The sequence below is a fragment of the Mesorhizobium waitakense genome (assembly GCF_056431085.1).
In genome coordinates, this window is sequence record NZ_JBWKME010000043.1 from 25,119 (window position 1) to 38,349 (window position 13,231).

The 13,231-nt window shown below is 59.9% G+C and carries 13 protein-coding genes; 4 read left to right on the plus strand and 9 right to left on the minus strand.

From position 1 onward, the window contains the following. Positions 1–17 precede the first annotated feature (17 nt). The 9 genes from AC07FD_RS09970 to AC07FD_RS10010 form a co-directional block, all read right to left on the minus strand. The gene (locus AC07FD_RS09970) at positions 18–1,766 is read right to left on the minus strand and encodes an ABC transporter ATP-binding protein (protein WP_478349689.1); all 1,749 of its coding nucleotides are present in this window, start codon (positions 1,764–1,766) and stop codon (positions 18–20) included. Continuing rightward, entirely contained in the window at positions 1,763–2,533 is a 771-nt protein-coding gene (locus AC07FD_RS09975) for a hypothetical protein (protein ID WP_478349690.1), read from the minus strand. Before AC07FD_RS09975 ends, AC07FD_RS09970 begins: the two co-directional genes overlap by 4 nt. Beyond that, entirely contained in the window at positions 2,530–4,287 is a 1,758-nt protein-coding gene (locus AC07FD_RS09980) for a hypothetical protein (protein WP_478349691.1), read from the minus strand. The genes AC07FD_RS09975 and AC07FD_RS09980 overlap by 4 nt, the downstream gene beginning before the upstream one ends. Before the next feature lie 13 nt (positions 4,288–4,300). Continuing rightward, positions 4,301–5,107: an ABC transporter permease gene (locus AC07FD_RS09985; RefSeq protein ID WP_478349692.1), complete on the minus strand. Its 807-nt coding sequence runs from the start codon at positions 5,105–5,107 to the stop codon at positions 4,301–4,303. Positions 5,108–5,113: 6 nt separating this feature from the next. Then, positions 5,114–6,055, minus strand: a complete 942-nt coding sequence (locus AC07FD_RS09990) for an ABC transporter permease (protein ID WP_478349693.1) — start codon at positions 6,053–6,055, stop codon at positions 5,114–5,116. Positions 6,056–6,242: 187 nt separating this feature from the next. After that, positions 6,243–7,772, minus strand: a complete 1,530-nt coding sequence (locus tag AC07FD_RS09995; RefSeq protein WP_478349694.1) for an ABC transporter substrate-binding protein — start codon at positions 7,770–7,772, stop codon at positions 6,243–6,245. Between the two features lie 82 nt (positions 7,773–7,854). Then, positions 7,855–8,478, minus strand: a complete 624-nt coding sequence (locus AC07FD_RS10000; RefSeq protein WP_478349695.1) for an amino acid synthesis family protein — start codon at positions 8,476–8,478, stop codon at positions 7,855–7,857. Beyond that, a complete protein-coding gene (locus AC07FD_RS10005) occupies positions 8,475–8,867 on the minus strand; it encodes a carboxymuconolactone decarboxylase family protein (protein WP_478349696.1) in 393 nt (130 codons plus the stop codon). Before AC07FD_RS10005 ends, AC07FD_RS10000 begins: the two co-directional genes overlap by 4 nt. 18 nt (positions 8,868–8,885) lie before the next feature. Further along, entirely contained in the window at positions 8,886–9,674 is a 789-nt protein-coding gene (locus AC07FD_RS10010) for an alpha/beta fold hydrolase (protein ID WP_478349697.1), read from the minus strand. Positions 9,675–9,812: 138 nt separating this feature from the next. On the opposite strand from AC07FD_RS10010, the gene AC07FD_RS10015 reads away from it, so the two are divergent. The 4 genes from AC07FD_RS10015 to AC07FD_RS10030 all read left to right on the plus strand — a co-directional run bounded on the left by AC07FD_RS10015 (position 9,813) and on the right by AC07FD_RS10030 (position 13,179). Then, positions 9,813–10,535: a GntR family transcriptional regulator gene (locus tag AC07FD_RS10015; protein WP_478349698.1), complete on the plus strand. Its 723-nt coding sequence runs from the start codon at positions 9,813–9,815 to the stop codon at positions 10,533–10,535. Continuing rightward, the gene (locus AC07FD_RS10020; RefSeq protein ID WP_478349699.1) at positions 10,532–11,512 is read left to right on the plus strand and encodes an aldo/keto reductase; all 981 of its coding nucleotides are present in this window, start codon (positions 10,532–10,534) and stop codon (positions 11,510–11,512) included. The genes AC07FD_RS10015 and AC07FD_RS10020 overlap by 4 nt, the downstream gene beginning before the upstream one ends. Positions 11,513–11,585: 73 nt before the next feature. Continuing rightward, positions 11,586–12,275, plus strand: coding sequence for a GntR family transcriptional regulator (locus AC07FD_RS10025; RefSeq protein ID WP_478349700.1), 690 nt, complete (start codon positions 11,586–11,588; stop codon positions 12,273–12,275). Further along, positions 12,253–13,179, plus strand: a complete 927-nt coding sequence (locus AC07FD_RS10030; RefSeq protein ID WP_478349701.1) for an alpha/beta fold hydrolase — start codon at positions 12,253–12,255, stop codon at positions 13,177–13,179. Before AC07FD_RS10025 ends, AC07FD_RS10030 begins: the two co-directional genes overlap by 23 nt. Positions 13,180–13,231 lie beyond the last annotated feature (52 nt).

Below are 13,231 nucleotides of genomic sequence, written 5' to 3' on the forward strand. Positions count from 1 at the left end.
GCCCCGATTAAAACTTGTCACTCGATCACGAAGTGATCAGGTCCGACCGTGCGAAGCAGCCGCTTGGGGGCTATGAAATCGAGCGGCCGCACGGGCGACGGCAATTCCGTCACCGGCTTCCCGATCAAGCGGTGCCTGTCGGCCACCGGCTCGGGATTCGGCACTGCCGCCATCAGCTTCTGGGTATAGGGATGCATCGGGTTGCCTATCACCTCCCGGCTTGGACCGATTTCTACGATCTCGCCGAGATACATGACGGCCACGCGGTGGCTGACGCGCTCCACGATGGCCATGTCGTGACTGATGAAGAGATAGGAGAGCCTCAATTCCTCCTGCAACTCAAGCAGCAGGTCAATCACCTGCGACTTGACCGAAACGTCGAGCGCCGAGACGGCTTCGTCGGCTATGATGGCCTTCGGATCGAGCATCAGGGCCCGCGCGATGCAGATGCGCTGACGTTGCCCGCCGGAAAACTCATGCGGAAGACGGCCGACCATCGATGCGTCGAGACCAACGCGCTCGAGAAGGTACTTGGCCTTTTCCGATGCCTGCGCCTTGGTCGCAAGCCCATGGCACAGCAGAGGCTCCGCCAGAATTGCCCCAATATTTTGTTTCGGGTCCAGGGAACTGAAAGGGTCTTGGAAGATCATCTGAACGTTGCGGCGGAGGTCCGAAAGATCGGACCTGTTGTCGCCCCGCACCGTAAGTCCCCCGAAGACTACCTCGCCAGCATCCGGCGGATTGAGAAACAAAATGCTGCGGCCGGTCGTTGATTTTCCGCATCCGGACTCGCCCACCAGCGAAAGCGTTTCTCCCGGCATGATATCGAAGGTCAGGCCCTCGACGGCGTGAAGGCGCCCCACCTTCCGGCGCAGTGCGCCGCCGCGCACGTCGAACCGGGTCACCAAATTGCGCACGCTCAAAACCGGCTTTGAGGATTCTCCTTCGCCCGACGCCAGATAGGAGCGGGTTCCGCCATGCCCCAAACGCGGAACCGCGTCGATTAGCATCCGCGTATAGTCCTCGCGCGGGTGCTCGAAGACATCCTTCACCGTTCCCGTCTCTACCGCGTGTCCCCTGTGCATGACCATGACGCGGTCGGCGATATTGGCGACCACGCCCATGTCGTGCGTGATGAACAGGATGGCTGTGCCGGTATCGCGCTGAACCTCGTTCAACAGGTCGAGGATTTGCGCCTGTATGGTCACGTCCAACGCGGTTGTCGGCTCGTCGGCGATGAGCAGCTTCGGAGAGCACGCCAAGGCAATGGCGATCATGATCCGCTGCCGCATCCCGCCGGAAAACATATGCGGATAGTCGTTGAAACGCCGGCGCGCATCAGGAATGCGGACGCGGTCGAAAAGCCGGATGCCTTCTTCGCGCGCCTCGGCATCGTTCAGGGGCCGATGCTGCCGCAGCATCTCCTTGATCTGCGTGCTGACCCGCAGAACCGGATTCAGGCTCATCATCGGTTCTTGGAAGATCATGCTGGCAATGCCGCCGCGCACCTGCCGCAACGTCGACGTCGATGCGCCCACAACTTCCCGGCCATCGACAACAATCGAGCCGGTCACATGAGTGGTGGCGGAAAGCAGCCCCATGATCGCCATGGAGGTGACGCTCTTGCCGGACCCCGACTCGCCGACGAGCGCAAGCGTCTCGCCGGTATGGATGGCAAGGTCGACATCGTGCACCACATGGTGCTTGCCGAAAGCGACGTTGAGGCCCTTTACCTCAACCACGGGGGCTGTCTTTTGTTCGCTCATGAGCTTGGCGCCGGTGCAACAGTGAAGCCCGCCTGCGAGCGGGAACGCTCCGAAGTCGGAGCCCAGGTCAGCATTTCGAGCGCGTATAACGCATCCAGTGTCTGCCGCGATATCGGAATGCCTTTACTATGTGCCACGGCGATCTTTTCCCGAGGCCTAACGGCGACGTGGCCGACCGACTTCAGTTCAGGCTTGCCAGCGCTGACCATCAGCAGCACGCAACCTGGCGTCAGCCCGGCGGCATCGATTGATTCCAGAACCGCCTTGTCACCGCCGAGGAGCGCTGCGAGTGTGTCGCGGCCCTGGCCGGAATAGAGCAGACCGTGCGCATCCGGTTCGGCCAGCAGCCAGTCAAAGCTTCCATCCTTGGCGATGATACCGATCGAACAGAGATCATAGTCCATCGCCCCAACCAGTGTAGCCGGAACAAGCGACAGCTCGGTCGACCCCGCTATTCTGCACATTTCCCATTTGGAGCCGCTGATATGCGCGGCGAGAGCGTCAATCGCGGCAGGTCCGGTTTCCAGAAACGAGATACCGGCGGCTTCCACAGTCACCAAGGTATCCGATTTCCGGTGACGGAATTGGTGGCGGGGCCGCCTCTCCGCCCGGCAAATTTTGTCAAGGACAGCCGGGTTCAGTGCCGCCGCCGCGGCGACAATGTGAGCACCCCGGTCGGCGGTTCCGAACGCATAGCCCAGCGCCCTCAGCGACCATGGCAGGACGCGGGTCAGTTCCGAATAGGCAACAAACATGGTCGTGCTCACAGGGCAACCTCGTTCTCATGCTCGCGGACCCTGGAACTCGGCCTTTCGGCGTCGAGGAATTCCGAAGGCAGCGGCTCGTCCTGGAAGAAGGTCCCCCGCACATAGCGAATGCTAAGCGGCGTCGAGCCGCGAATGCCAAGCGAGGCCAGGAAAAACCGGATGAGATCGGCAGGTACGAAATCACGATGCGCCAGCGGATCGCGGATTTCCGCATAGGGCAAGCCGTCCAGATACTGCACGCGCGAGATAGCGTAGTGCAGATCGGGGTGGTCCAAAATGACGTCGCCGACGCGCTCCTGGTCATCGCGGCTGACCAGCACCGATGCCAGCCTCTGGATCAGTCCGACGTGGTCTATGAAGGACTCGAAACGCTCATGCGGGTCGACGACCCTCTCGCCGCGTCTCTGCTCGCCATTATCAATCGAATGATACCAGAAGTGCTGATGGGTCTCGGCGAGCGTGCGGTCGGCAGTGAGAGCCCAAACGTAATTCCTCTGAAGAATTTCGCGCAGCGCGCCGACCGTCATGGCCGGCTGCAACTGACGCTTACGGGCCGCGCCGGGCTGGAAATAGGGTGCGAGCGCGTCGCAAAAGTCCGGCACTACATCGAGAAGCAGGCTGTGGAACAGTTCTCTGGTCTCGCCGTCCATAGTTTCCGCGACATTTGCGGCAACATGGCCCCAATGCTGAAACCGTCCTTCTTCCAACCTTGCTGATATACGTTTCAGATTGTCGATGATCGTCTCGTTGGCCACCACATAGTTCTGAGTCTGCGGGTCGGCCTGCGCATAGATCACGATGGCGCTATCTATCGAGCCCCGGACAATCGAAATGCTGCCCGGATCGACAGGCAGACTTTTTGCGTAGCCAAGCGCTGCCTCGCGAACTGTCACCCAGGTAGCGACCCAATGCGGCCAGCGCTGGAGGGCGACGCACATGCCCTGGCCCGACGAGTTGCCTATGCCGAGCCCGCGCGCAATGGAAATGTCGAGTTGTGCCGCGTCTGGATTGCGTTGCCGCGCCACGGCATTGACGAGATCGATGGAGACCAGCCGCACCAGATAGACCGCGAAGAGATCCCCAAAGAATGGGTGCGCCAGCGGGTGCCCATCGGGAATGCCCGGATAGGAAACCGTTCCGTTGCGACCGCTGCTTTGAAAGCCGCCGTTCCGCATGAGATAGGCAATGCCGAGTTCAGGCGCGGGCTGTTCGCCGCGCGACAACGCTCCGACAACCGCGTCGAAATGGCGGCTGCTGCGATTTGCGGGTGTCCAGCCGATTACATCCGAATCCGTCCGCATCTCGCCTTCCGCCTTGATGTCGAACGTGTCGAATTCCCGTTTGATGCGCTGGTCACTGGCAAGATTGACGAACAGAGCACCGAACATATCGCGGTCGGCGCCGTCCGAGCGGCGGCCGACTTTTTCGATCCCGTCCCACGGATAGGCTCTGGCGATATAGGAGAAGGAATGGCCTTCCGCATCGATCCGGTAGACGAACCTGGCCGCGCCGTTATCGCTGCATTCCGAGGAGATCATCCTTATCTGCCAGCGTTCGCGAACCATCCTGCGCAGTAGCATATCGGCAAAACTTACACGCGAAGCCTTGAAGCAGCGCAAATTGTCTACTCGCATCAAAACATCCGCCGGACGCATCCAGCGCCGCGCCTTTTCCGCACCTTCCCGGCCTGCAAACTCCTGCAGGCGCTGTTCGATGAACGCCGGCAGCGGCGGCTCAACTTGGCTAAACGTCATTTCCCTGCTCCAGTCAGCGATCATTGCGGGACGCGGCCTCGTTCATGCTCGACCCGACAAGATAAAATGTGAAAACAGTAAGGGCGACGGCAGCGCCCGGCCCCAGGCTGAGCAGCGGTAGGATCGGCAAAAACATTGAGCCATCGCGCACCATGCCGCCCCAGTCCGGAGCAGGCGGGGGAACACCCAGCCCAAGAAAGCTCAGGCTTGCCGAGGTGAAGATCGCGAAGGCGACATTGATTGCGAACTGCGCCCACACCACGCGCATCGTGTTTGGCATGATATGATGGCGGATGATCCAAAAAGCGCTTGCGCCCGTGGCGCGGGCAGCCTCCACGAAGACCATTTCCCGGACCACGAAGACCTGGCCGCGAACCAGCCGCGCAACCGTCGGCGCGGTGACGACGCCCAGCGTGACGGCGAGATTGATCACCGATGGCCCGAGCATCGCGGTGATGATCAACGCCAGCACGAGTCCCGGCAAGGCAATGAAAATGTCGATGATCTGAACGAGGACGAAATCGATCCAGCCACGGAAAAACCCGGCTATCAGGCCAAGGGGCGCGCCAATTAAGACAGCAACGATTGCCGCCGAAGCGCCCACCTGTAATGAAACCCTCGTCCCGTAGATCACGCGCGACAGCACGTCCCGGCCGAGCTGATCCGTGCCGAGAATGTTAGCGGCCGAAGGCGGGCCGAGCACGTTCACCGTTGTAGCGGTCGGGTGCAGGGGCGCGATCAAGGGCGCACACACCGCGATCAAAGTGATGATCACCAGAAGTGTCAGGCCCAGGACCAAGCGAAAAGGGAGTTTTTTCATTGGATTTTAAGCCGATGTTCGCACGAGCGGATTGACGAGGCTGTAGGTCACGTCCGCCACGAGGTTGAGGATCATCACGCCGACGATGATCACCATCCCGACCGCGAGCATGACTGGGAAATCCCTCGACGAGATCGCTGTGACGAGAAGACGGCCCATGCCAGGCATCGAAAAGACGGTTTCGGTAACGACTGCGCCGCCGACCAGCTGCCCGAGCGAAAGACCTGCATAGGTGATCAGGGGCAGGATGCTATTGGGCAGTATATGCCGATAGGAAATGCGCGCTTCAGAGAGCCCCTTGGACCGTGCCGCCTGGATAAAGAGGCTGTCTTTCACCGATTGGTATTCGGCTTTGTAGACGAGCGTGAAAGAGCTGAAATAGAAGGTCGTGAGCGTGACCACGGGCAGGATAATATGGATCAAATGCTGCCCCGCACCCTTCGACCATGGCGACCACCCGGTCGTCGGCAGCCAGCGAAGCTGCACCGAAAACAGATAGATCAGGAGCAGTCCGAGAAAGAAATTCGGCACGGTAATGCCGACGATGCTGACAGTGGCGGTGAGCCGGTCGATCAGCCTTTTCATGAACGTCGCCGAGTTGATGAGCGTGGCGCCCAAGAAGGCGATCAGAATTGCCCAGACGGCGAGTTCGAGCGTCAAGGGAAGAGCATCCGCGATCATTTTCGCGACGGGTTGCTGCGTCAAATAGGACCGGCCGAGATCGCCCGAAATCGCGGCATCCATCCAATTCCAATAGCGCAACAGGATAGGCTGGTCGAAACCGAGCTTCGCGTTCAGTTCGGCGATCGATTGCGGTGACGCGTTCTCCCCCAGCATGATCGCTGCCGGCGTGCCCAGAAAGGACGTTACCGACGCGAACAGCAGAAACGTCAGGATGATAACGTTTGGCACCATGATCGCTATGCGGGAGAGTACAAGCGCAAGCATTTCGGCCTCAGCTCATCACGAAGGAATCGAAAAAGCGCCGCGCGCCGCCTGCCCCGCAAAACGCATGGTTCGTAGACATCCGATCGATGACGGTCATGATGGCGCTCACATTCCTTAAACCTGTTGCGGACAGACCGGATTTAACCGGCCTTGCCGCCACGCACCGCGCTGCGGCAAGGCGCGAAAATCAGGCCTGCGTTTTCCAAACGTAACGGAACCGCGGAATTTCATCGGGCATTGGGGCGAACCCCTTGACAGTGTTTCGCATGGCGTTGAATTCGATGCTGAACCCAACAGGCATGTAAGGCAGATCGGCAGAAATCTGACGCTGGATTTTCTCGTACAGTTCCTTCCGGCGAGCCTGATCGGGAATTACCCGCGCCTCGTCGATCAATTTATCCACTTCGTCATTCTTGTAGCCCGTGGAGTTAGCAGTGCCCTTGCTGGCGAAGAGATAGTGGATGAGGCCGTCGGGGTCGGCGCGTTGCGTCCAGCGCATCGGCGTGAAGTGGATCTCCCCAGACACCGTCTTGGCATAGTAATCGCTTTGGGGGACCGGCTCGAGTTCGATATTCAGGCCGATCGCGTCAAGATCTTCCTTGGCCAATTCCGCGAAGCGCCGCAACGTATCGCCGCTCGGCGCAGCAAGCTTGAGCGTGGTGCCCTTCAGACCGGCATCAGCCACGATCTTGCGCGCCTTTTCCGGATCGTATTCGTAGTGCACCAAATCTTTCGGCGTCCACCACAGGCCATCGGGCGTGAAGCTGTCGGAGATCTTGCCTTGTCCGGCCCAGATGATCTGGTTGATGCGGTCACGATTGAGACCATGAGCGATGGCCTGGCGAAGCTCCGGTTTGTTGTACGGCTCGGCGTCCCAACGCCACTGGTAGGAGTACCACACGCCGCCCTTCGACGGCACAAGCTCGATATCCGGGCTGGCCTTCGAAAGGCGTGTATCCAGCGGATCGAGCTGGCTGATGAAGTCGATCTCGCCAATGGCCATGCGCTGGATGCCGACGACGTTCGTCGGAATGTCCTGGAATGTAATGCCGTCGAGATACGGCATTCCTTTTTGCCAGTAATTCTCGTTCTTGGTGAGCGCGATGCGCGAGCCGCGAACCCATTCGCCAAAGACGAACGGACCGGTGCCGACCGGATTGGATCCGACATCACTCCCGAATTTCTTGGCCGCCGCCGGCGAGGCCATCAGGCCTGCACGATCGGCAAACAGCGCCAGCAAAGGCGGATAGGGTTCCTTCATATCGATGGCAACGGTGAGTTCGTCCACCACTTCGACGTTCTTGACGCCTTCCAGCAACTTGAGCTGCGAGGAGTTGCCCTTTGGATCGAGACGCGCGTCAATATTCCATTTCACGGCCTCGGCATTGAACGGCGTGCCGTCATGGAACTTTACGCCTTCCTGAAGCTTCAGGCTAACGCGCGTGCCGTCGTCCGAAAATTCCCAGCTTTTCGCCAACGCAGGCTTCAGGGAGAAGTCAGCTTCCGTCTCCAGAAGCGTGTCGAACACCAGGAAAAGGATCTGGCGTTCGGTCCATTGTGACGACTGGAGCGGATCGAGCGTGCGAACGTCGCTGATAAAACCGACATTGAGCGTGCCGCCGGTAACCGGCTGGGTATCCTGAGCCAGCGCTATTGCCGGCAAGGAAGCGATGATTGCGAAGCCGCTGACAGCGGCCATGAATTCTCTTCTGTCCATAACAAGTCCTCCGTTGGTTAAGTTCCCTGTATTGTCCGGCCTTGGCCGTTATTGGCCCCAGTTGAAACCAGGGGCTTTCACGCTATTTAATCGCGGCGTGCAGCGGCCTGCCTGCCTGATCCACTCCCATGATGCGCATATCGTTGAACCGGTCGCCGATGCGATGGTGCGGTCGCCCGCCGCTCGCGGCGCCTAGGGCGATGACGATTTCATCGTGGGCAGGTGCGTCCGGAATGGTAAATTCCACGGTCAGGAAATGGGCGCGGCTGCCCTTCTTCTCAGCGTCCTTGTGGGTAAGTGGAAGCGTCAGCGCGGTGCCTGCGCCGGCGCGCTTGTTCGTGAACGGAAGGAAAGAATCGCCGCCGGCGGCGATGCGGAAGACGTTGCCGAAATACAGCGTGTGGATCAGGCCGGCCGCATGTTCGACCTCACCGTCGGTTCCCGTCACCGCGCACTTGCCGAATGCCTCGATCCGGTCCGGACCGCCCATGATCGCAACAAGGCGCGGCACGAGGGTTTCCGTCAGAACCTTGGCGTGCTCCATGATGTGGGGCTGAAGGTCCTCGACAAACGCCGATCCCGCCCAAGGATTGCGGATCACCGCCGCGCAGGCCGCCATGCGAAGCGGAGCAGGCGCAGTGCGCCCCCCTTCGACGAACGTATCCTCGACATAGTCGACAACCTTGCGGACAAGAACCCCGCTCATTTTTCTGCTCCGCCGGCTGCAAGTTCGGCCAGCACGCGGTTGGCGATGCGGTGGCACTCGACACCGACAGGAACGCCGCAATAGATCGTCAGATGCGTTATGAGGGCATCCAGCTCATCACGGGTGACCCCGTTGCGAAGAGCGCCGCGAAAATGCAGCTCCCATTCATGCATGCGGTTGAGCGATGCAATCATGACAATGTTCAGCATGCTGCGGGTCTTGGCATCCAGTCTGTCGTCGCCCCAGGCCGCGCCCCAGCAATATTCGGTGATGAACGTCTGAAAGCCCTTCGAGAATTCGGTTGCCTTGCTCAGCGAGTTTTCGACATATTCGCTGCCAAGCGTCGCTTTGCGCCGCTCCAGTCCAAGCTCAAATAGCGCCTCGTTCATTCGTTCTCCTTTCATCCTTCAGCGTGAGCGCGAAAGGAACTCGCGCACGTGGCCGGACACCAGCTCGGATGCCTCGACCAGGACGCTGTGTTTGAGGCCCGCCAAAATGCGCAGTTCGGAATTGGGGATCAGCCGGTTCATCGTCTCGGCCATCCGGACGTTCGAGCCCTGATCGAACTCGCCCGTCATCACCAGCGTCGGCTGGCCGATCTCGGGAAGCCGGTCGACCAGTTCGGTAAGGCCAAACACCCGGTACGCCTCGAGGTAGGAGGGAACATGGACCGTCTTGAGCTCGGCGATCCGCTGCTCGATCACATCAGGATGGTGCTCGGCAAACTCCTTGGTAAACCAGCGGTCGTGCGCAGCACCAGTGATTGCATCCATGCCGCCGTCGCGGATCATCTGCAGGCGCCCCACAACTTTTTCACGCTCAGTCGGGGTGCGGCCGGCAACGGCAGAAAGAAGCACGACGCGTTCGAAGCGGTCAGGATAGGAGCGGGCCAACTCCTGCGCGATCAAGCCACCTAGCGAAAAGCCGGCCAGATGGGCTTTGCGCACCCTGGCGTCATCCATCACCTGAATGATGTCGGCAGCGAATTTCTCGACGGAATATTCCGCGTCTATGCGCGCAGATTGGCCATGCCCGCGCAGATCGGACCGAATGATTTCGAAGCTATCTTCCAGTTTGCTGCTAACGCCGTCCCAGCTTTGCAGATTGGCGCCCACTCCATGCACGAGCACGAGAGGATAGCCCTCGCCGCCTCTCTTGTAGGCAATGAGATCGTTTCTAGTGCGCGTCAGCGCCATTCGAGGAACCCTCGTTCAAATTCGTTTTTTTGGTATACCAACAGTCAGCCATATGGTCAACCGTATTTAAATCGGCTACTTGTGATGACGAACTCGAACGCGTAGCTGTCAGGAAGGCACGACAGGAGAAACGCCGCGATGCATGAATGGACTGACTGGTCGATTGCGAATTCACCGACGTTGCGCGAGCAGACCGTTGTCACGCTACGCGAGGCCCTGCTCAACGAAGTTTTCAAGCCGGGCGAAAAGCTGGTTGAACGAAAGCTGGCCGAGCAAACCGGTGTAAGCCGCACGAGCATCCGGGAAGCGCTGAGCCAGCTCGAATCGGAGGGGCTTGTCACGCGGGTGGCAGGCAAAGGCATGTTCGTGACGCGCCTGTCAGAACGGGAAGTCCGGCAGATCTATGAAGCGCGCGCAATCCTGGAATCTGCGATGGCGCGCCTCTTCGTGGAGCGGGCCACCCCGCAACAGATAGACGAGCTGGCGCGGCGTATCTCGGAGGCGGGCGAAACCGATACTTCCGAGCTCGCCAGGCAGCATGCGGAAAAGCTCGATGCGGTGTGGGCCATTATCATGCAGGGTGCGGGCAACGACATTACCCGGCAAATGACCTTTCTGCTGCAGGCCCGCGTTACCTATTTGCGCACCGTCACTACCCGCGTCGCCTCGCCTGAACGGCGCAGGGATACGATGGCTCTACTGCACGGAATTTTCGATGCGGTGCGCGCGCGCGACGCCGACCTCGCCGAAAATCTCACGCGCGCCTATGTGAAAAGGTCCGCGGCTTTTGCGCTGTCGCTGCTGCGCGACCCTGGACAAAACGCCAAATCCTCCCCACGCAAGCAACGGGTCGACCGATGAACTATGTCAAGCTCGGCAAGAGTAATTTGAAGGTATCCCGGCTATGCCTCGGCGCGATGGGTTTCGGATCAGTGGGGTGGCGGGCTTGGGTGCTCGATGAGAAGGCATCTGCGCCGATCGTTGCACGCGCCCTCGACTACGGCATCAACTTTTTCGACACCTGCGATTTCTATTCGGCTGGCGAGAGCGAGCGCATCCTCGGCCAGACGCTCGTACGCCAGCAGCCGCGCGACAGCTTCGTCATCGCCACCAAGGCGGGGAACCCGATGGCTGTGCATAGCAATGGGCGCGGCTACTCCAAAAAGCACCTGTTCAAGGCGATCGATGATTCACTGACCCGCCTAGGTACGGACCATGTGGATCTTTTCCAGACGCATATCTGGGACAACGATACCGACCTTGATGAATTGGTCGATGCCATGGCTGACATCGTGCGCGCCGGAAAGGCGCTTTATGTCGGCGTCACGACGATGCCCGGCTGGACACTCGCAAAATGCCGCGCAATTGCTACTGCGCGCAGTCATCCGGGATTCATCTCGATGCAATGCGAATACAACCCCGCCCATCGCGAGTGCGAGCGCGAATTGCTTCCCTACTGCCGTCACGATGATGTTGCAGTGATCCCGTTCAGTCCAATCGCGCGCGGCTTTCTCGCCGCGGACCGCCGCGATTTGGCCCACCAGACGGAGCGCACGAAAAGCGACGACTACACGCAGAAATATTACTACAGGGACAGCGACCATGCCGTTCGCGAGGTCATCTCCAATATCGCCGCCGAGATCGGAAAAACCTCGGCACAAGTGGCGCTCGCTTGGACGCTGGCTCGCCCAGGGATTACCGCGCCCATCTTTGGAGCAACCTCGACCGGGCAGGTCGATGAGGCAATGGCGGCATTGGAGATAGTGCTCGCGCCCGAACATATCGACAGCGTCGACCGGGCCTACAAGCCGCGGCCGCTGAATGCCTCCGGCCATTGAATGAAACGCAGTGCCTTTCGGTTATGCTGATATGCTTGTGATATCGTACTAGCTCGCCCGCCTACAGAGGAGCTTGGCCGCCTTGTATGACTTGCGAGTCCACGCACTGCCGCGCCTGTATACGCAGGTAGCCGATATGATCCGCAGTGCCATTGTCGTCGGCGAACTGGCGCCCGGAGATCGGCTGGTGGAACGTACGCTGTGCGAGCGCATGGGCGTTTCGCGGACGTCGCTGAGGGAAGCGATGCGCGAACTCGAGAACGAAGGCCTGGTTACGAATCTGCCCAACCGGGGACTTATCGTCTCCGTCGTCGATCCCAAGATGGCAAAGGACATTTTCGATCTGCGCGAGGTTCTCGAAGCGCTTGTATGCAGGTTGTTTTGCGAGAACGCCACCGACGACCATATCGAACGTTGCAGGTACGTGTATGACGAATTGATGGACGCTTATCGCGCAGGTGTGCCGCGCGAGATGATTGCCGCGAAAACGCGATTCTACGACGTCTTGATAGCCGGTGCGAACAATTCCGAAGCGGAACGGATGTTGCGCAGCATCCATATGCGGGCCTCGCAGTTGCGCATGATTTCCCTTTCCGACGCAGAGCGGCGAAAGGCATCTCAGGAAGAGTTGGCCACCCTGCTCGACAGCCTGGTCAACCGCCGGGCGAAGGATGCCGAGCGCCTCGCAAAGAAGCACGTACGCAAGGCGGCGCAATTCGCACTCAGGATGATTGAACAGCTTGGAAACCAGCCCGTCAGCTAACCGTCAACTTCGGGCGGCGCGAGATGCCGCCCGTCCGCCGCTGTCCTCGGCGACGGTCAAGGAAAATTATGTCGTGGCGGGCGGCATCCGCACGCGCTATTTCGAAGCCGGCAGCGGGCCGGTGGTTGTCCTGCTGCACGGCTCGTCATTGGCGATCGATGCCTGGTCGACATGGCACAACACCATGCCAGTTCTCGCGCGCGACTTCCGGGTGCTAGCGCCTGATCTGGTCGGTTTCGGCCTCTCCGATATTCCGGTCGATGGGAAACACGTTCCGCGCCTCGAAAGGCGGCGCCACGTTTCAGCTTTCATCGAAGCGCTGGGTGTCGCCCAATGCGCGCTGGTAGGCCATTCCGAAGGCGGCTTCATCGCGGCGATGCTTGCCCTCGAAAATCCGGACCTTGTTACCAAAGTGGTGGTCGTCAGCAGTGGCGCCACCGCACCACACCTTGGCGGCGATGAGGACCGGGCTTGGCAGGCCGCTGCGGCGGCAGCGTACAACGTGCTCGACGGATGCGAGACCGAGGAAGATTTCCTGCACACCAACACCAGACTAAGCGAAAGGAATCCGCCGGAATTCGTGGAAATTCTGAGAAGGAACTACCGGGTGGCGTGCGAAACCGGCCAACTCCAGCGCTTCAAGGAGGCGGCCCGCGAAAGGGATTACACTGAATATGTGAAGGTTCAGGAGGAGCATCTTCTTCCGTTTTTACGAACCATGCAGGCTCGGCTATTCATAGCGTGGTCGGGCTGCGACGAAACCGTCCCGGTGGCGCGCGGGATCAAGTTACTGGAACGCGCGCCTCAAGCCGACATGCACATTTTCGCCGGCGCGGCTCACATGGTCATGATTGATCGCCCAAGCGAGTTCAATGAAGTTATTTGGGCTTGGCTTAGCGATTAGCCGTCAACGAATTTCGATCCTGTTCGACGCCGGGTTTCCGTTCGCATCCGAC